Here is an 18199-nt window from a genome sequence, read left to right on the forward strand (position 1 = left end):
CAAGCCCGTAGAACTTGTCCGCACAAAAATCATGGGACTGCCGCGGGCGCTGCAGTGGACGCCTGATGAGTTCTCGGAATAAAACGGGGCACGAGCTGCCCAAACTATCTACGCTGAATGTTCAAGTTCCCACCACCCTCCCCGCGGGATATACTATGATCTGTAGTAGGCGCAGCCAATGGAGGCAAACCGGTGGAGTACGCAGTGCCCATCCGAGAAGACATGATGCGCCCTGAAGCTATCGCGTTCGAGGTCCAGGGTGACTCGATGGATGATGGCACCCCCAACACGATCCGTGACGGCAACGTGGTTATCGTGGCTACGCTCCTCACAGATTTAGTACGCGGAGAGGTCTTCCTCGTGGAGCTCCCCGGCCAGGGCCTCATGGCAAAGCGCCTGCGGCGCGTCAGTGATGCACCTTGGTTCTTGTCCGACAAGCCCACCAACGACTTCTTCCCGGCCGGGGACGTGGTGTGGGTGGTCGGGCAAACCTACGGGAAGCTTAGCTACAGTCGGGTGAGTTGAGTGAGCAGCAATGGCTAAGTGCAAATATTGTGGTCGGGGTGGTTTGTTTCTCGCAGTAGACAAGAACGGCATCTGTCGTGATTGTGCAAAATTTGTATACCCTCAGATAAAACATTACCTAACAAGAGTGCAAGGCTATTTCTCAGCGATGCAAAAAACGAAGCATCCTAAAACTATTATTTCCAAAAGAGACGATATTTTAGAAGTGCTTAACCATTTAGAAGATGAATTTGAGTCAAAAGGCATCTCTGTCTTTGATTACAGTGTTTCTCAAATGCGCAGGGATATGTTAAGTGCTGCCGACGAATTATTGATTGACCTTTTAGCTGAAGAAGCCAAGAAAACGGATTCCAAGGCGGTAGTTTCTGATACTCCGAAACAGAAGGCAACTCATTACAAGCGTTTCCTCAGCAAGCTTGTCGATTTTGAATCGTTGATGAGTGATCCGTCGCAAATATCTGCAATTAAATACGATATCATTGTGAAGATTCGTGAACATATCATTCAAGATTTGATAACAAAAGCTCAAAAATATGAATTCAAAGGCTACCTTAAAAAAGCTAGAGAGATCTATATGGATGCTCTTTTTGAGCTAAAAAATGACGACATACCGGATGAATTGCAAGCACACTTAATAAATATAGTTCAAGACAATTTAAACCGCTTAGAAGCAGAGATCGGGGAAGGATAGCCACGCCCCGTCACCCGACCTTCTTCCAAACTCGAAGCTGCGTCGCGACGACCGCATAGAGGTACGGGTGCAAGTGGACGGGCGGCGCATCGGCCGCTAAGTACGGTCGCCATAGGGCGACTGTGCCCTGTACACCGAGCCAGACGTGGAACCGGGCAGCGCTTGCACTCGGGGTGGACGGTGGCGGCTTGGCTTGAGTGCCAGTTGGCCAGTCCGTGCATACTTGCGTCAACCAAGGTGCACGAGGACTCCAGGCTAGCCGACATCATCAACCAGGCGCTCGGAGACCGCCTCCTCGAGGACCTGACCCCGATGCAGGTGCAGGACTGGCTCGATGGCCTCGACTACTCGCACCGAACCAAGCTGCGCGCCCTGCAGATGCTGCGCAATGCCCTGGCCGAGGCCGAGGCCCTGGAGCTGCTGCACCGCAACGCCGCGGCGCCGGTCAAGCTGCCCAGGCAGCCGCGGCAGACCAGCGGGCAGGCGTGGACGCTCGACGAGGCCCGCAGGTTCCTGGCCGCCGCCCAGAAGCGCCGCCTCTGCTCCCTCTACCGCATCATGCTCGCCCTAGGCCTGCGCGTGGGCGGGGCCATAGCCTTCGAGGTGGGCGACTGGGCGCACGACCCCGCGGTGGGGTCGTTGAGGCTGCGTACCGAGTGCACGGCCACGGTCGAAGGTTCTTTGGCCGGAGTCAAGACGCCCGCGGCGCGCCGAACGGTCTACGCCCCGGACGATCTCGCCGTGGCCCTCTCAACCTGGCTGGAACGGCGCGAGGCCGAAGCCGGGCTGCCCAGCTGGGACGAACAGGGCTGGCTCATCCCGGCCAGTAACGGCCGCCTGCTGAGCCACAACAACGTTCGGCGCGACCTCCGCGCGGCCATCGCCGAGGCCGGCGTGCCGCGCATCCGCCTCCACGACCTGCGCCACACCGCGGCCAACCTGATGCGCCAGGCGGGCATCGGGCGCGAGGTGCGGATGCAGATCCTTGGCCACCAGATCCGGGACGTCCACGACATCTACACGCACCACGTCGAGCCCGGCGAGCTGGTGCGCGCGGCGCGCGCCCTGCACGGGCTTTTCCCGGTGCCCGGCGAGACCCCAACTGGGGTCACTGGGGTCAGCCAACAAAAAGAGGACGGGGCCTAAACCCCGTCCTGGTGGTGGGCGATGGTGGACTTGAACCACCGACCTCACGCTTATCAGGCGTGCGCTCTAACCAGCTGAGCTAATCGCCCTCGTCGGTCGCCCAGCACGGGATATCGTATCAACCCCGCGGGGGGCTGTCAAGGTTTGGCCACGCGCTCGACCCGCTGCCCGACGGCATCCACGGCGATTACCGTGGCCGAGGTGGCCGGCACCTGAATCATGAAGCTGACCTCCTTGCCGCGCGGCAGCGGCAGACGGCTGAAGGTCTTGCCGTACTTCACGACCACCCGGTCCACCTCCACGTCGTCGGTCGCCTTGCCCACGATGCGGAGCAGCTTGTCCTCGGTCAGCTCGACGCGCTCGAGCACCAACTTCGGCTTCTCGGTGTCGAGGGTGAGCGGCAGCTTCAGTTTGCGCACCTGGCCGCCGGTGTCCCGAGCCTCGAGCTCGAGCTCGACCTGACCGCCCTTCTTGGCCTCGACCAGGAAGCGAAACTGCACCAGCTTGCGTCCGCGCTCGGCCTGGGGCAGCACCTCCTGCCCCCCCACGCGCACGCTCTCGACCCCGGAGTCGTCGAAGGCGTAGCCCTCGACGGTCACCTTCTGCCCTTCGCTCACCGCGCCGCTGCGCGGCTGGGTGATGCCCAGAAGCGGAGCCATCGCGTCGCCGCTGCGGGAACATCCGGCGAACAGGAACAAAAGGAGAAGGGGGAGATACCTGCGCATCTCCCCCATCGTAACAGCCGAAGATTAGCGGAAGTTGACGCCGAAACGACCGCCGAAGAAGGGACCGAAGGCGAAGTACGAGTCGTACTCGGCCCCGATCTGGGCTTCGGAGAACACCCCGAAGTTGGTGTCGGGGATCATCCACTCGACGCCCAGCAGACCGTGGCCGTTCACGCCGAAGGCGCTCCCGTAGAAGGTGTAGTTCACGAAGAAGGCCGAGACGCCGGCGCCGTAGTAGTAGTTGAGGTCGAAGCCCTCGACCCCCAGCGGGCCGCTGCCCATGATCATGTCCGCCGAACCGGCCACGCCGAATCCGCCGAAGACCGGCAACCCGATGCTGAACCGCATGCCGCTGTCCATCGTGTACTGCACACCGATGGCTTCGGGGTAACCCGAGAACACACCCATGTAGCTCTTGGCCGAGGCGAAGGACAACACCATCATCAACGCTGCAACTGCTAGAACTTTCCTCATACCATCACCTCCAAGTTATGTTACGCATTAAAGTATAGCACAGCACCAGGGCAAAACATCCCATGGGAACGGGTTTTCCACCCCCACGGACGGCTAGGTGGTGTACTCGGCGTTGATCTTGACGTAGCCCTCGGTGAGGTCGCAGCCCCAAGCCTCGCCCGCGCCCGCGCCCTCGCGGAAGTCGACGTCCACCACGACCTCCTCCGCCTGCATCGCCTGCGACAAGGCGATGCCGCTGTAGGGCACCGCCCCGCCGTCGTAGATCACGGTCTCCTGAAGGCGGATCTCCAACCGCTCGGGCTCGAAGCGGGCCCCCGAATACCCCAGGGCCACCAGGATGCGCCCCCAGTTGGGGTCGTTGCCGTGCACCGCGGCCTTCCAAAGCGCGCTCGCCGCCACCGCGCGCGCCGCGACCCGCGCCTCCGCTTCGCTCACCGCCCCGCGCACCCGCACCGTGATCAGCTTCTGGGCCCCCTCACCGTCGCGGGCGATCTGCCGCGCCAGGTCCCGGGCCACCGCGTGGACCGCCTCCCAGAAGGCCCCGTCGGAGACCGGCCCGGCCCGACCGCTCGCGAAGAGCACAGCCATGTCGTTGGTGGAGGTGTCGCCGTCCACGGTGACCTGGTTGAAGGTGGCCCCCACCACCCGCGGCCAGCGGTCGCGCAACGCCTCCCGGTCCACCGCCGCATCGGTGAACAGGTAGGCGAGCATCGTCGCCATGTTGGGATGGATCATTCCGCTTCCCTTGGCCACCCCCACCACGCGCGCGCCGCCGGGCAGCGGCCGCTCGCTCAGCTTGACGCGGGTGTCCGTGGTGAGGATCGCCTCGGCGAAGGCCTCCAGGTCGCGCCCGAGCTCGATCGCATCGATGCGGGCCTCGACCTTGTCGACCGGGAGGGGCACGCCGATCACCCCGGTCGAGGCCGTCAGCACCGCCTCGGGCGCAAGGCCCAGCCTGCGCGCCGCCAACTCCGCGAGCCTGCGGTCGTCGGCCACGCCCCGTTCCCCGGTGGCGCAGTTGGCGTTTCCGGCGTTGACAATCAGGCCCGCGATCGGCGCTCCGCCGGCGTAAAGCCGCCGGCCGCGCCCCACGCAGGGCGCGGCGGCGCGGTTGGTGGTCGCCACGTAGGCCCAGTCGGCCTGGGGTTCGATCCGCACCAGCGCGAGGTCGGGGCGACCGCTGGGCTTGATGCCGCTGGCCACCGCACCGGCCGTGAATCCTTCGGGTAACCGCATGCCGCACCTCCTAGGGCCAGAGCCCGTGGGTCTCCAGGCCCAACCCCTCGTCGTACCCGAGCACGACGTTCATGTTCTGTACCGCCTGGCCCGAGGCCCCTTTGACCAGGTTGTCGATGGCGGCGAAGACGACGATCTGCCCCGTGCGCTCGTCGAGCTTGGGGCTGATCCAGACGGTGTTGGCGCCGTAGACGCCCTTGGTCTGGGGCAGGTCTTCGGTCAGGCGGACAAAGCGTTCGCCGGCGTAGAACTCCCCGAACAGCTCCGCCAGCTCCCCCGGCGCGACCCCGCGGGGCGGGTCGACGTAGGCGGTCACCAGGATGCCCCGGGTCATTGGCACCAGGTGGGGCGTGAACGAGAGCGGCCGCGCCTCGGCGGGGCCGTGGGTCCGAACCTTCCGCCCCTGGGCGCGCAACCGCGCCAGGTTGAACTCGATCTCGGCGGTGTGGCGGTGCCGGCCCGCGGGCTTGTAGGGGCGCAGGTTCTCGTTCACCTCGGCGAACGCCGTGCCCCCGGCGTCGCGCCCCGCCCCCGAGACGCCGCTCATGGCGGCGACGGCCACGCGCCCGTCGAGCCCCGCGGTCACGAGCGGCGCCAGCGCCAGGCTGGCCGCGGTCACGTAGCAGCCGGGGTTGGCCACCAGCTCGGCGCCGGGGAGGTCGTCCCGAAACAGCTCGGTGAGCCCGTAACGGGCGCGGGGGTACCAGTCGGGGCTCGCGTGGCGGATGCCGTACCAGGCCTCGTAGACGTCGGGCGGCAGCCGGAAATCGCCGGAAAGGTCGACGACCCGGCGCCCCTCCTCCACGAGCCGCGGCGCGAGCTCCATGGCGATGCCGTTCGGCAGGGCCATGAAGACCAGCTCGGCCTCGGCCACCGCCTCCTCCACCTGGGCGAAGGGGGTGTTCAGGTCGATCTGGGGCCAGGCGGCGCTGAGCGGACGACCGGCGTAGGCGCGGCTGCTGAAACCCACGAGCCGCACCTCGGGGTGGCGGCCGAGGATGCGGATCAGCTCCGAACCCCCGTAGCCGCTGGCCCCCAGGATGGCTACCCGGACCAAGGACGGCCTCCCAGGTAGTGGGCGAGCACCGCCTTGACCGTATGAAGGCGGTTCTCGGCCTGATCGAAGATGCGGCTGCGGGGGCCGTGGGCCACCTCCTCGACCACCTCCTCGCCGTAGTGGGCCGGCAGGCAGTGCAGGAAGATGGCCTCGCCCCCGGCGGCCTCCATCAGCTCGGGGGTGACCGTGTAGCCCGCGAAGTCGCGCAGGCGGCGCTCGGCCTCGGCCTCCTGCCCCATCGAGGTCCAGACGTCGGTGTAGACCGCGTCGGCCCCCTGCACGGCCTCGAAGGGATCGCGCACGAACCGGGCGCGCGCCCGCTCGAGCAGCCCGGCGTCGGGCTCGTAACCCTCGGGGGTGCTCACCACGACCTCGAGCCCCGCAAGCGCCGCGGCCTCGAGCAGCGAGGTCAGCACGTTGTTGCCGTCGCCCACGTAGGCGAGGCGAACCCCGGCGAGCCGGCCGAAGTTCTCCTTCAGGGTCATCAGGTCGGCGAGCGCCTGCAACGGGTGGTGCGCATCGGACAGCGCGTTGATCACGGGCACGCCCGCGAACTCCGCGAGTCCGGCCACCGTTTCATGTTTATTCACACGCGCCGAAACCCCCTCGACCCAGCGGCCCAGGTTCTCGGCCACGTCGCGCACCGGCTCGCGCACGCCCAGACCCACCTGCCGGGCGTCGAGGTAGACCGCGTGCCCGCCCAGGTGCACGGCCGCGACCTCGAGGGTGGTGCGCGTCCGCAGCGAGGGCTTTTCGAAGATCATGGCCAGCGTCTTGCCGCGAAGTTCACTGCCCCGGTAACGCGCGTTCTTGAACTGCTCCGCGGTTCTGAGCAGGGCGTGCAACCGGTCGGTATCGAGATCGGAGATCGACAAGAGGTGGTTGGACATACAGGATGCGCCTCCCAAGACAACGTGCTTCAGTATAGGCGGGGTTCGCATGTTTATTCAACCCAATCCTACGCTTTCAAAGCGTTATAGTTTCACTTGAAACATTTCAACCGTCGTGCTATCCTCTTCCCCGTGGAAGCCTGGCCCCTGCTCACCCGCATCTGGAGGCTGCAACGCGCCCTGGCGCAGGAGGCGGCGCCCTGCATCGGCGAGTACGGCCTCAACCCCAAGGAGCTGATGCTGCTCGCCTTCGTGGAGAAGCGCCCCCACGCGGGGCAGCTGGCCCGCGAGCTGCACCTGCCCGCACCCAGCGTCACCCACGCCCTCAAACGCCTGGAACGCTCGGGTCTGATCGTTCGCGAGCACGACCCCCAGGACCTGAGGCGCTTCCTCTTCACCCTCACCCCCAAGGGGCGGGAGGCGCTGGAGGCCGGGCGCGTCTGCCTGGTCGAACGCCTGCGCGACCGGCTGAGCCGCCTGGCCCCCGAGGAACGGGCGACGTTGATCGCCCTTCTGGACCGCATGCTGGAGGAACACGCATGAACCGCACCCAACGGCTAACCCTGATCGGCATCTTTCTCGGCATCTTCCTGGCGGCGCTCGACCAGACGATCGTGGCCACCGCGCTGCCGCGCATCGTGCAGGACCTAGGCGGGATGGACAAGTACGCCTGGGTGGGAACCAGCTACCTGCTCGCCTCCACAATCGCGGTGCCCATCTTCGGCCGTCTGGCCGACCTGGTCTCGAGCCGCATGCTGCTCCTCTGGGCCATCGTCATCTTCTTGGTGGGCTCCATGCTCTCCGGCCTCTCGGGAACGATGGAGCAGCTCATCGCCTTCCGCGGACTGCAGGGCATCGGCGGCGGGGCCCTCTTCGCGGTGGCCACCACGACGATCGGCCTGCTCTTCTCGCCGCGGGAGCGCGGGAAGTTCCAGGGGCTGTTCGGGGCCGTCTTCGCCATCGCCAGCGTGGTGGGCCCCTGGCTGGGCGGACTCCTCACCGACCACCTCTCCTGGCACTGGGTCTTCTACATCAACGTGCCGGTAGGCGCCGTGGCCGTGTACTTCATCGCCGTGCACATGCCCGTGCTGCGCCCGGCCTCGACGCACCGCTTCGACCTGGGCGGCGCCCTCACCCTGGCCCTCTGGACGATCCCGCTGCTGCTCGCCACCTCCTGGGGCGGCCACGAGTACGCCTGGACGAGCCCCGTCATCCTCGGCCTCTTCGCCTGGGCGGCGGCGGGTCTGGCGCTCTTCGTCTACGTGGAGACGCACACGCCGGAGCCGCTCTTCGACCTCACCCTCTTCCAGAACCCCGTCTTCCGCTGGGCCAGCGTGGCCCTCTTCTTCTTCGGGGCGGCCTTCCTGAGCGCGATGTTCTTCCTGCCCCTCTACCTGATCCAGGTCAAGGGGATCTCGGCGACGATGAGCGGCCTCACGATCACCCCGCTCACCCTGGGCGCCATCGTCGGCGCGATCGGCTCCGGCCAGATCGCCAGCCGCTGGGGGCGCTACAAGCCCCTGATGATCGGGGGGATGAGCTGGCTGCTCGTCAACTTCTTCGCCATGCACTTCCTGATCCAGGTGGACACCCCGCTGTGGCAGGTGCTGGCGCTGATGGTCAGCATGGGGCTGGGACTGGGCCCGGGGATGCCGCTCTTCACGCTCGCGGTGCAGAACGCGGTGCCGCCTGAACGCATGGGAACGGCCTCGAGCGCCACCCAGTTCTTCCGCCAGATCGGCTCGACGATGGGCATCGCCCTGATGGGCGCGGTGCTGGCGGCGAGCCTGCAAACCCAGCTGAGCGCCAACCTGCCGAGCAACCTCACGAACGGCAAGGTCGACCTCGGGGCGATGCGCGACCCCGGCGCGCTGGAACGCAGTTTCGACACCGAGCTGCAGGCGACCCTCGACGAACTGGAGCGCGCCCTCTCCGGCGACGAGGCGGCCAAGGCCGCCCTTCTGAAGAACCCGCTGCTGCCGGCCGAGCTGAAGCAGATGCTCGAAGGGCCGCCCCCGCCGGCGGCCTACCGCGAGATGGTGCTCGCCAAGGTCAAGGAAGAGCTCGCCGCACAGGCGGAGCAGCTCAAGCGGCAGGTCACCGAAGCGCTCAACCTCGCCATCACCGAGGCGATGAAGCAGGTCTACCTCTACGCCGCCTGGCTGGTGGTTCTGGGGTTGGCGGCCACCTTCCTCATTCCCGACGCGCGGCTGGAAGGGCGCGCCCACTTCAGCCCCGGGGACTAAGGAAGGTCGAGCAACCAGGGGCGGGGGCTCGCCAGCGGTTCGGCGTAGGCCACCCCCGCGAGGTTGCCCCAGTAGCGGCGCAGCGCCCGGCGGGCCTCCAGCCCCGCCGGGCCCACGGTTTCGCTGACGTCCTCTCCCTCGAACTGGCTGGCGAAGGCGCGCACGGCCGCTTCCCAGACCTCGATCACGTCGCTGACGTCGACGAGCAGGTCCGGGCGGACGGGCGCGTTGCCGGGGTAGTGCAGGAACCGCTCGGGTTTGTGAGGCCGGCCCTCGACGTCCGCGCGCGCAAGGCCGGCCAGGTGGACCGCCCGGCGCGCCAGCGCCGCCGCGGCCACGTGGTCGGGGTGGCGGTCCTCCGGGTGGGGCGCCAGGACGACCCGCGGGCGGGTGCGGCGCAGCAGCGCCGCCAGCGCCCGGGCGGGCTCGGGGGCGTCGGCCACGCCGCCGTCGGGCAGACCCAGGTTGGCGCGCCACGCCAGCCCCAGCACCCGCGCCGCCGCCTCGGCCTCGCGGGCGCGGGTCTCGGGGTCGCCCTTGCTCCCGAGCTCGCCCTGGGTGAGGTCGATCACGCCCACCGCACGCCCGGCCCGCGCCGCCTTGGCCAGCGTGCCGCCGGCACCGAGCTCGGCGTCGTCGGGGTGCGGGGCCACCACGAGCAGGTCGAGCGTCACGGGTACCTCGGCTTCCTGTCGGCCTTCTCCCCCAACCGGCGCTCCTTGCCCTGCTGCAGCCGCACCACGTTCTCGCGGTGGGTCCAGAAGACGAGGGCGACCAGCAGCGCCAGCGCCGTCAGCTCCCAGGCGGGGCGGCCCACGAAGGCGGCGTAGACGAGGCCCGCGGAGGTGCCCGTCAGGCTGCCCGCGGAAACGTACCGCGTCAGGGCGATGACGACGAGGGCCACGACCAAACCGAAGAGGGCGACCTCGGGATCGAGGAAGAGGACGGTGCCGAAGCTGGTGGCCACGCCCTTGCCGCCCTTGAACCCCAGGAAGACGGAGAAGTTGTGCCCCAGCACCGCCGCCAGCGCCACGCCGCCCAGCAGCCAGCCGTCGACGCCCAGCGCCCGCGCGATCAGCACCGCCAGACCGCCCTTGAACATGTCGAAGGCGAAGACGACGAGCGCCGGACCCCACCCCAGCGCCCGCAGCACGTTGGTGGCGCCGATGTTGCCCGAGCCGACCTCGCGGATGTTCACCCCGTAGAGGCGTGCGATCAGCACGCCGGCGGGCACGGATCCGAACAGGTAGGCGAGCAGCAGGGTGACGAGGGCGTAGAGGCTCACGCCCGCATTCTAAGACCTCAACTCGAGGCCGAGGTGTAGAAACGCAGGGCGAAGCGCCAGAAGGCCCGGGAAAACGCGAAGAGCCCCAGGGCCACGAGGAACATCGCCCAGGGCGCGCCGCCCCCCACCCGGCCCAGCGCCAGCTCCGCCGGCGCCGTGGTCATGAAGTAGACGGGCAGCACGAAGGTGAGGAAGAGCCGGAAGGGGCGCGCGTACGCCTGCACCGGATACTGGGCGCTCCAGATCATCGAGCTGAGGAAGTGCACGACGTTGAAGATCTTGACGAACCAGATCGAGGTGGTGGCCAGCAGGAAGGCCAGGGCGTAGACCAGGAAGACCGCGCCGGCGCCGGCGAAGGCGAGCCACGCCCAGCCGCCCGCCGCCAGACCCGAAGCCCACCCGGCGTAGCCGAGCACCGCCGCGCCCAGCAGCAGGTAAGGCAGGCCGATGGGATCGAGCTTCTGCGCGCTCACCCAGAACTGGCTGTCCACCGGCTTGAGCAGCACGAAGTCGAGGGTGCCGTCCTGCACCATCTCCGAGATCCGCCGCAGGTTGGGGACGAAGAAGAGCAGGAAGAAGGCGTCCACCAGTTGCGCGAAGCCGAGGACGAGGAGGGCCTCCTGCCAGGGCCAGCCGCCCAGCTCGAAGCCGCTCGAATAGAAGAGGTAGACCCCGAACAGTTTGCCCGCCGTCTCGATGACGGAGGCGAACATCGCCACCACGAAGGCCGCCCGGTACTCCATCCGCGCCGCCGCCGAAGCGGCCCAGAAGATGCCGAGAAGACGCAGGTAGCGCACCTAGGCCCCCATCGCGCTGTAGCGGCGGCGCCCCAGCCGCCAGAGCAGCCGCGAGGCCGCGAAGAAGACGAGCGTCCAGACGAGCAGCACCGCGAAGCCGCGCGCGTCCGCGGGCTCGAGCCCCGACCAGAGCGCCGCCGGCAGGTAGACGAGGTGGGGAAACGGCGTCCACAGGAGCACCCGCTGCACGGCCTCCGGGTAGAGCGAAAGCGGCGCGAGCATCCCCGAGAAGAAGAGCACCAGCACGTACCAGAGCTCGAAGATCTCGGTCGCGTCTTCGAGCCAGAACGACAGCAGGCCCACCGAGTAGGCCACGAAGAAGCTGAGGAGGAAGGCCAGCGTGCTGGCGGCGAGCCCCAGCGCCAGCGCCCCCCAGCCGGGCCAGACGAGCGCCCCCGGGAAGAGGGCGGCGAAGACGGCCCCGATGACCGCTAGGACGGGAAAGCGCACCCCCCGCTCCCCTACGTGGTCGGCGAGCAGCCGCCACATCGGGTCGAGGGGCTGGAGCAGGTAAAAGGAGAGCTTGCCGGTGCGCACCCAGTCGCTGAAGGTCCAGTTGGCCCAGACGATGGCGAGCTGGCGCGCGACGAAGACGGCGAAGAAGTAGCGGGCGTACTCCAGGGGGCTGTACGGCGTGTACCCCTGCCGCGCCGCCTCGCTCCAGGCGGCCATGAAGAAGAAGGGGACGAGGCCGCCCAGGATCCAGAAGAAGATCTCGGCGCGGTACTCCATCATGTACGCGAAATGGACCGCCAGCAGCGTGCGCACCTTGGCCAGGAGCACCTAGACCGCCCCCTTCGCGAAGACCCGCCCGATCACCTCTTCCAGCGGCGGTTCGTCCACCGAGAGGTCGCGCAGTTCGAAGTTCGCCAGCAGCTCCGCCACCACGGCGGTGAGCCGCTCCTTCTCGACGAGCAGGCGCACCCGCAGGCCGCCGGCCTCCTCCACCTCGCCGTAGCGGGCGAAGGCGGCGGCCGCCGCCGGCCGCGCCAGCACCAGCCGCACCTCCTTGAAGGGCGCGAACCGCTCGACCAGCCCCCCGAGCGGCCCGTCGTAGAGCAGCCGCCCCTCGTGGATCACGATCACCCGCTCCGCCAGCGCCTCGATGTCGGCCATGTAGTGGCTGGTGAGCAGCAGCGTCGCCCCGTAACGCTCGCGGTAGGCCTTCAGGAAACGGCGCACCGCCAGCTGCGCGTTCACGTCGAGGCCCAGCGTGGGTTCGTCGAGGAAGAGCACCCGCGGCCGGTGCAAAAGCGAAGCCAGCAGCTCGGCCTTCATCCGTTCGCCCAGACTGAGCTTGCGCACCGGTTGGCGCAGCACGTCCGCGACCCCGAGCATCTCCGCCAGCTCCGCGGTGCGGCGCTCGGCCTCGGCCCAGGGGATCTCGTAGACCGCGGCGTTGACGCGCAGCGAGTCGAGGACCGGGAGGTCCCAGATGAGCTGCTGCTTGTTGCCCATGACCAGCGTCAGGCTCCGCAGCAACGCCGCCTCGCGCCGGTAGGGGTCGCGCCCCAGCACCCGCGCGCGGCCGCTCGTGGGCTGGACCAGCCCGGTCAGCATCTTGAGCGTCGTCGTCTTGCCCGCGCCGTTGGGGCCCAGAAAGCCCACCACCTCGCCGGGCGCGATCTCGAAGTTCACCCCGCGCACCGCCTCGATGCGCCGGTAGCGGCGGCGCACGAAGTGGCGCAGCGTCCCCGCGAAGCCAGGGTCCTTCTCCGCGACCAGGAAGGTCTTGCTCAGCTGTTCGGCGAGGACGGCCGGGGCTGCCAAAGCGGCTCGCTCACCCCCTCGCGCGCGTTGAGCCAGCGCGCCATCGCGAAGAGCAGGTCGGAGAGCCGGTTGAGGTAGCGCAGCGCCTCGGGGTTCACGTCCTCGACGCGGGCGAGGGCGACGACCGCGCGCTCGGCGCGGCGCACCACCGCGCGCGCCACCTGCAGCGCCGCGGCCGCGGGGTGCCCCCCGGGCAGCACGAAACCGGTGAAGGGCGGCCCCTCTTCGGTGTAGCGGTCGGTCCAGGCCTCGAGGAGGGCGGTGTCGTCCTCCCCCATCCGCCGCACCTTGGCTTCGTGGGGGCCGCCAAAACGGGTGGCCAGGTCGGCCCCCAGATCGAAGAGCGCGTTCTGAATCGCCGCCAGGTGGGCGTCCAGGTCCTCAAGGGCTTCCGGCAGCAGGCTGCGGACGAAGCCAATCTGGCTGTTCGCCTCGTCCACCTCGCCGTAGGCCCGGACCCGTGGGTGGTCCTTGCCCAGGCGCTCGCCGCCGTAGAGCCCGGTTTCGCCGGCGTCGCCGGTGCGCGTGTAGAGCTTCATACCCTAAAGCCTACCGCCTCTGCACGCCTGCGAAGGGGTGCAGGCCCGCTTTCGCGGGCCTGCGGAGGGAGGGATCAATCAGTGGATCTTGGACGCAGCAAGGTGAGTGTATCGCGACGCGTAAGGACAGGTGTCCCTGATGCGCGTTGCGGCGGCGCGGAGGGGCCGGTAGGCTTGGGGCATGCGGCCGACCTGGCTGGAGATCGACCTGGGGGCGCTGGGGCGCAACTGCGCGCACCTGGCGGGCCGGGCCCCGGACGCGCAGCTGATCGCCGTGGTCAAGGCCGACGCCTACGGCCACGGCGCGGTGCGGGTGGCGCGCTACCTGCGGGAACGGTGCGGGGTCCGGCGCTTCGCCGTGGCCACCAGCGGCGAGGGGGCCGAGCTGCGGGCGGCCGGGATTGCCGAGCCGGTGCTGCTTCTGGGCGCGCTCCACCCGGACGACGCGGAAGGCGCCGCCCGGCACGGCCTCACCCCCACGCTCGTCACCCTGGCCGCGGCGCGCGCCTTCGCCGCGGCGCGCCCGGGCGGCCGGGTGCAGGTCAAGGTGGACAGCGGCATGGGTCGGGTGGGGGTGGCCCCGGCGGAGCTGGCGGGCTTCATGGCCGCGGTGGAGGGGCTGGGGCTCGAGGTCGAGGCGATCTACACCCACTTCGCCGTCGCCGACGAGGACGAAGCCGAAACGAGGCGGCAGCTCGCGGTCTTCCTGGAGGCCGCGCGCGCCCTGCCGCGCCGCTACCCGCTGCACGCGGCCAACTCGGCGGCGATCCTGGCCGGCCTCGGCACCGGGCTGGACTTCGTGCGTCCCGGCGTCGCGCTCTACGGCCTGCCGCCGGATATGAAAGAAGCGCCGGGGCTCGAGCCCGTCCTCGCCTGGAAGGCGCGGCCTACCCAGGTGAAGCGGCTGCCCGCGGGCCACGGTGTGGGCTACGGCCTCAGCTACCGCGCCGGAGGCGAGGAGTGGATCGCCACCCTGCCCTTCGGCTACGCCGACGGCTTTTCGCGGGCGCTTTCGAACCGCGGCTGGGTGCGCTGGCGCGGCGGCTACGCGCCGGTGGCGGGGCGGGTGAGCATGGACCAGACCACGGTGCGCCTGCCCGAGCCCGTGGGGCTGGACGAGGTCTTCGAGGTGGTGACGCCCGACCTGGACGAACGCACCGGCCTGACCGGCCGGGCACGGGCGCTGGGCACGATCCACTACGAGCTGGCCACGGCGCTCAGCCGCCGGCTGCCGCGCATCTATCTGGGGGACGGATGAAGCTCATGCTGCTCGCGGAGCCCTACGCGGTCTGTACCGCGCCCCACCCGCTCGAACCCGGGCCCGGCGCGCTGGCCGCGGTGCTGCGCGACGCGGACGGCTACACCTGGGTGGGGCCCGAAGCGGAAGCCCCGCAGGGCGCGACCTGCCGCGGCGGCTGGCGCGCGCTGGCGGTGGAGGGGCCGCTCGACTTCGGGCTGACCGGCGTGCTGGCCGCGCTCACCGCCCCGCTCGCGGAAGCGGGGGTGCCGGTCTTCGTGCTCTCTACCTGGGCGACCGACTTCCTGCTCGTGCCCGGCGCGCGGCTGGCGGCGGCCCGCACCGCCCTGACCGCCGCGGGCCACGAACTAGCCGGCGCCGAGGATCCGGGGTAGTTCGACCTCGAGGGGGCGGTGTTCCAGCTCGAAGTCGGCAAGCAGGGGGCCGGGGTCCGCGGTGTTCCCCTCGAGCAGCATGAGCAGCTGGTCGCGGGTGAGGGGCGCGCCGGGGAGGCGCGCCAGCAACGCGAAAAAGGCCACGGGCAGCGGCCACAGCGGCTTGCGCACGCCCAGGGTGCGCGCCACCAGGCGGACGAGCTCGCGGTAGGTGTATTCGTGCGGCCCCACCAGGTCGTAGCGCCGGCCCACGGTTCGCGGCCGCTGGAGCGCCTGCAGCGTGGCCGCGGCCACGTCCCCCGCCCAGACGGGGCGGAAGGGGTAGCCGCCCGCGCCCACCAGCGGGACGAAGGGCAGCGGCAGGCGCACCAGGTCCCTGAGCACCCCGCCGAAGAAGGCGTCGCCTTCGCCGAAGATCAGGCCGGGGCGGAAGATCGTCCATTCGAGCCCGCTCGCCTGCACCAGCGCCTCGCCCCGCGCCTTGCTCGCGTGGTAGCGGCTGGGCGCGTCCGGCCGGGCCCCCAGGGCCGAGACGTGTACGATCCGCCGCACGCCCGCCGCGGCCATGGCCTCCAGCACCCGGCGAACCCCGCGGACGTGCACCGCCTCGTAGGTCTGCTCGCCCTCGCGGATGATCCCGGCGAGGTAGACCACGGCGTCGGCCGCGCGGACGGCCTCGAGCCCCTGCCCGCGGTCGGCGTTCCCCGCCAGGTAGCGCACCCCCGCGAGCGGGCCCGCGCCCCGGCGCGAAAGCGCGGCGACCTCGTGCCCGGCAGCCAGAAGCGCCCGGGCCAGGTGGGTGCCCAGGAAGCCGCTGCCGCCGACGAGGAGCACCCGCATGGTCAGCCGAACCGTTCCTCGCGCCAGGGATCGCCGCGGCGGTGGTAGCCGCGCATCTCCCAGTAGCCTTCGACCTCGCGCTCGAAGAGCTGGATCTTGGCGAGCCACTTCACGCTCTTCCAACCGTAGAGGTGGGGCACCACCAGCCGCAGTGGTCCGCCGTGCTCGTGGGGAATGGGCGCGCCGTCCAGCGACCAGGCGAGCAGCACCCCGGGGGCGGTGAGGTCTTCGAGCGGCAGGCTGGCGCTGTAGCCGCCGCGGGACCAGGCGAGCGCGTGGGTCGCGCCCGGCTTCGGTACCGCCTGCGTGAGCACCCGCGCGAGCGGCACCCCCTGCCAGCGCGTGGCGGTGCGGCTCCAGCCGGTGACGCAGTGGAAGTCGTGCTCGAGCGCCTCCTCCCCCAGCGCCGCCAGCTCCTCCCAACCCAGCTCGAGGCGATGCTCCACGGCACCCAGGACGCGCAGCCGCAGCGCCGCGGCCTCGAGGGGCGGGGCCGGGTCCACGGTGAAGAGCGGGAAGTTGCGCGTCGGCGTCTGGCCGGGAGGCAGGTCGTCCCTCATGCCCGCAATCTAAACGAAAACGGGCGGGCCCAGCCCGCCCGAAAACACATTCGCGCGCCTATTCGAAGCGGACCTTCACCTCGCCGCCCCAGCGGCCGAAGCTGTAGCCCACCCACAGGGTCTGCCCCGCCTGCGGGCGCAAGGGCTTGCCCAGGCTGCCCAGGCTGACGAGGTCGCCGGCCTTCAGGGCCTGGCCGCGGCGCGCCAGGTCCTCGGCGAGCCAGATCACCGCGTTGAGGGGGTGCCCCAGGATCGCCTTGCCCGGCACCTTCATCACCAACGCGTCGTCCACGCTCACGTAGACCTGCATCTCCGAAAGCGCCCGGGCGAACTCCGGGGTGGCCTCGACCGGGATGGGGCGGCCCAGCACCCCCAGCCGCGCGCCCACGTTGATCGCGGTGATCGTCGCGCCGTTCAGGGGCTCGCCCTTCTTCAGCATCAGGTCGGGCAGCTCGATGAAGGGAATGACCGCGTCGAGGTGGGCGAGCACCTCTTCGGGCGTCCTCGCCCGGTTGACCCCGGCGTCCTTCACCCGCACCATCAGGTCGGCCTCGGCGACGGGCACCGCGCCGAAGCGCGCGGGCACCAGCGCGCCGCTTTCGAGCAGCATGCGCTCGAGCAGCACCCCGCGCAGCGGATGGTCCACGCCGAACCGCTCCTGCACCGCCTTGCTGGTGAGCCCCACCTTGTACCCCACCGGTCCGCCCGCTATGGGAACCAGCCCGCGCACGAAGGCGGCCTGGAAGTCCAGCCCCTCGTCCACCGTCGCGACCGACGGCGCAGGAGCCGGCGTCTTTCCCAACCAGTACAGCACCAACCCGTCGGGCGAAACGGCCCCCGCCGAAGCGCCCACCAACACGGCCACGAACGCCAGCAGCTTGATACGCACCTGCCTGCCTCCCTTCGGTTTTGTATTTTTATACCACCGGCGTCCGGGGCCTATGCCCCGCCCTTTGCGGCGTAGCGCACGACCTCGACCTTCTCGAGGGTGACGAGCCCGCCGCCCAGCATCTCTCCCAGCCAGGGCAGGAAGCCGCGGATGCGCGCCTCCTCGTCGACGAGCTCCACGACAATCGGCAGGTCCTCGGAAAGCCGCAGGATCGCCGCCGAATGGATGCGGCTGCCCGCGCCGAAGCCCATGATGCCGCGCAGGACGGTGGCGCCTCGAATTCCCCGGCGGCGCGCCTCCTCGACGATCACGGCGTACGCCGGACGGCCGTGCATCTTGTCGCTCTCCCCCAGGAAAATCCGCGCCAGTACCGCCGTACCGTTCAGCTGCATACCCGCCTCCTCACGCGCCGCGCAGCGCGGCCACCGCGGCCATGCCCAGGGCCACGAGCAGCACCCCCAGCACCAGGTTCAGGCCCACGTAGGCCAGCGCCTCCGCCCCCTGGCCGGCCCGCAACAGCTCCAGGGCCTCGAACGCAAAGGTCGAAAATGTGGTGAACGCCCCCAGGAAGCCCACGGCGACGAGGAGGCGCAACTCGCCGGTCCAGCCGCCGATCAGGCTCGCCTGGATCACGAACCCCAACAAGAAACTGCCGATCAGGTTGACCCCGACCGTACCCCAGGGAAAGCTCGAGCCGGCCCACTGCTGCACCCAGCCCGAGACCCAGTAGCGGCCGAGCGCCCCCAGGGCGCCGCCCGCCATGATCCATAGCCAGCGCTCCACCCTCAAGAGTATAGTCCGCCGGCCCGCGGCGCGTGACCCAAGCCGCGGGGGCCGTCACGGTACACTGAAGGTCATTGAGGTGCAGTTAGGTTGGACGAGTACCGGATCCAGCCG

General features: G+C 69.4%; 23 protein-coding genes and 1 tRNA gene. 7 read left to right on the plus strand and 17 right to left on the minus strand.

Annotation, left to right across the window (positions count from 1 at the left end; genetic code table 11):
- Positions 1-192 precede the first annotated feature (192 nt).
- The 3 genes from OCEPR_RS07645 to OCEPR_RS07650 all read left to right on the plus strand — a co-directional run bounded on the left by OCEPR_RS07645 (position 193) and on the right by OCEPR_RS07650 (position 2362).
- A complete protein-coding gene (locus tag OCEPR_RS07645; protein ID WP_041554109.1) occupies positions 193-525 on the plus strand; it encodes a S24 family peptidase in 333 nt (110 codons plus the stop codon).
- 127 nt (positions 526-652) lie between these two features.
- On the plus strand, positions 653-1216 hold the full coding sequence (locus OCEPR_RS12825; protein ID WP_148229281.1) for a hypothetical protein: 564 nt from the start codon (positions 653-655) through the stop codon (positions 1214-1216).
- A 237-nt stretch (positions 1217-1453) separates the two neighbouring features.
- Entirely contained in the window at positions 1454-2362 is a 909-nt protein-coding gene (locus OCEPR_RS07650; RefSeq protein ID WP_013458139.1) for a tyrosine-type recombinase/integrase, read from the plus strand.
- Between the two features lie 12 nt (positions 2363-2374).
- On the opposite strand, the gene OCEPR_RS07655 is transcribed toward OCEPR_RS07650, so the two are convergent.
- From OCEPR_RS07655 to argF, 6 genes are all read right to left on the minus strand, one after another.
- Positions 2375-2451, minus strand: a tRNA-Ile gene (locus tag OCEPR_RS07655).
- Positions 2452-2499: 48 nt separating this feature from the next.
- Positions 2500-3087, minus strand: coding sequence for a hypothetical protein (locus OCEPR_RS07660; RefSeq protein ID WP_041554111.1), 588 nt, complete (start codon positions 3085-3087; stop codon positions 2500-2502).
- 24 nt (positions 3088-3111) lie between these two features.
- Positions 3112-3561: a hypothetical protein gene (locus tag OCEPR_RS07665; protein WP_013458141.1), complete on the minus strand. Its 450-nt coding sequence runs from the start codon at positions 3559-3561 to the stop codon at positions 3112-3114.
- A 93-nt stretch (positions 3562-3654) separates the two neighbouring features.
- The gene (argJ, locus tag OCEPR_RS07670) at positions 3655-4797 is read right to left on the minus strand and encodes a bifunctional glutamate N-acetyltransferase/amino-acid acetyltransferase ArgJ (protein ID WP_013458142.1); all 1143 of its coding nucleotides are present in this window, start codon (positions 4795-4797) and stop codon (positions 3655-3657) included.
- A 10-nt stretch (positions 4798-4807) separates the two neighbouring features.
- Positions 4808-5854 (minus strand): N-acetyl-gamma-glutamyl-phosphate reductase, encoded by a 1047-nt coding sequence (argC, locus tag OCEPR_RS07675; RefSeq protein WP_013458143.1) that lies wholly within the window; start codon positions 5852-5854, stop codon positions 4808-4810.
- Entirely contained in the window at positions 5842-6744 is a 903-nt protein-coding gene (gene argF / locus OCEPR_RS07680; RefSeq protein ID WP_013458144.1) for an ornithine carbamoyltransferase, read from the minus strand. The genes argC and argF overlap by 13 nt, the downstream gene beginning before the upstream one ends.
- Positions 6745-6876: 132 nt before the next feature.
- On the opposite strand from argF, the gene OCEPR_RS07685 reads away from it, so the two are divergent.
- Positions 6877-7287 (plus strand): MarR family winged helix-turn-helix transcriptional regulator, encoded by a 411-nt coding sequence (locus tag OCEPR_RS07685; protein ID WP_013458145.1) that lies wholly within the window; start codon positions 6877-6879, stop codon positions 7285-7287.
- The gene (locus OCEPR_RS07690; protein WP_013458146.1) at positions 7284-8990 is read left to right on the plus strand and encodes a DHA2 family efflux MFS transporter permease subunit; all 1707 of its coding nucleotides are present in this window, start codon (positions 7284-7286) and stop codon (positions 8988-8990) included. The genes OCEPR_RS07685 and OCEPR_RS07690 overlap by 4 nt, the downstream gene beginning before the upstream one ends.
- Here OCEPR_RS07690 and bshB1 read toward each other — a convergent pair.
- From bshB1 to OCEPR_RS07720, 6 genes are read right to left on the minus strand one after another with little or no spacing between them, the layout of a single operon-like run.
- Positions 8987-9664, minus strand: a complete 678-nt coding sequence (gene bshB1 / locus OCEPR_RS07695; protein WP_013458147.1) for a bacillithiol biosynthesis deacetylase BshB1 — start codon at positions 9662-9664, stop codon at positions 8987-8989. The genes OCEPR_RS07690 and bshB1 overlap by 4 nt on opposite strands.
- Positions 9661-10275, minus strand: a complete 615-nt coding sequence (gene plsY, locus OCEPR_RS07700) for a glycerol-3-phosphate 1-O-acyltransferase PlsY (protein WP_013458148.1) — start codon at positions 10273-10275, stop codon at positions 9661-9663. The genes bshB1 and plsY overlap by 4 nt, the downstream gene beginning before the upstream one ends.
- Positions 10276-10292: 17 nt before the next feature.
- Positions 10293-11072, minus strand: a complete 780-nt coding sequence (locus OCEPR_RS07705) for an ABC transporter permease (protein WP_013458149.1) — start codon at positions 11070-11072, stop codon at positions 10293-10295.
- Positions 11073-11855, minus strand: coding sequence for an ABC transporter permease (locus OCEPR_RS07710; RefSeq protein ID WP_013458150.1), 783 nt, complete (start codon positions 11853-11855; stop codon positions 11073-11075).
- Positions 11856-12842: an ABC transporter ATP-binding protein gene (locus OCEPR_RS07715; protein WP_013458151.1), complete on the minus strand. Its 987-nt coding sequence runs from the start codon at positions 12840-12842 to the stop codon at positions 11856-11858. It lies immediately after the preceding gene.
- Positions 12809-13381, minus strand: coding sequence for a cob(I)yrinic acid a,c-diamide adenosyltransferase (locus OCEPR_RS07720; RefSeq protein WP_013458152.1), 573 nt, complete (start codon positions 13379-13381; stop codon positions 12809-12811). The genes OCEPR_RS07715 and OCEPR_RS07720 overlap by 34 nt, the downstream gene beginning before the upstream one ends.
- 181 nt (positions 13382-13562) lie before the next feature.
- Between OCEPR_RS07720 and alr the strand changes: the two genes are divergently transcribed.
- Positions 13563-14639 (plus strand): alanine racemase, encoded by a 1077-nt coding sequence (gene alr, locus OCEPR_RS07725; RefSeq protein WP_013458153.1) that lies wholly within the window; start codon positions 13563-13565, stop codon positions 14637-14639.
- Positions 14636-15013, plus strand: a complete 378-nt coding sequence (locus tag OCEPR_RS07730) for an ACT domain-containing protein (RefSeq protein WP_013458154.1) — start codon at positions 14636-14638, stop codon at positions 15011-15013. Before alr ends, OCEPR_RS07730 begins: the two co-directional genes overlap by 4 nt.
- Here the strand turns inward: OCEPR_RS07730 and OCEPR_RS07735 are convergent.
- From OCEPR_RS07735 to crcB, 5 genes are read right to left on the minus strand one after another with little or no spacing between them, the layout of a single operon-like run.
- A complete protein-coding gene (locus OCEPR_RS07735; protein WP_013458155.1) occupies positions 14987-15853 on the minus strand; it encodes a complex I NDUFA9 subunit family protein in 867 nt (288 codons plus the stop codon). The two genes, OCEPR_RS07730 and OCEPR_RS07735, sit on opposite strands and share 27 nt — an antisense overlap.
- Positions 15854-15855: 2 nt before the next feature.
- Positions 15856-16413 (minus strand): molybdopterin-dependent oxidoreductase, encoded by a 558-nt coding sequence (locus OCEPR_RS07740; RefSeq protein ID WP_013458156.1) that lies wholly within the window; start codon positions 16411-16413, stop codon positions 15856-15858.
- Positions 16414-16471: 58 nt separating this feature from the next.
- A complete protein-coding gene (locus tag OCEPR_RS07745) occupies positions 16472-17302 on the minus strand; it encodes a 2-keto-4-pentenoate hydratase (protein ID WP_013458157.1) in 831 nt (276 codons plus the stop codon).
- Between the two features lie 50 nt (positions 17303-17352).
- Positions 17353-17694 carry a DUF190 domain-containing protein gene (locus OCEPR_RS07750; RefSeq protein ID WP_013458158.1) on the minus strand — a complete coding sequence of 114 codons (342 nt, stop codon included), beginning with the start codon at positions 17692-17694 and terminating at the stop codon, positions 17353-17355.
- A 10-nt stretch (positions 17695-17704) separates the two neighbouring features.
- Positions 17705-18085, minus strand: a complete 381-nt coding sequence (crcB, locus tag OCEPR_RS07755; RefSeq protein ID WP_013458159.1) for a fluoride efflux transporter CrcB — start codon at positions 18083-18085, stop codon at positions 17705-17707.
- Positions 18086-18199: the final 114 nt, after the last annotated feature.

The sequence above is a fragment of the Oceanithermus profundus DSM 14977 genome (genome assembly GCF_000183745.1).
In the GTDB taxonomy this organism is placed as follows: Bacteria; Deinococcota; Deinococci; order Deinococcales; family Marinithermaceae; genus Oceanithermus; species Oceanithermus profundus.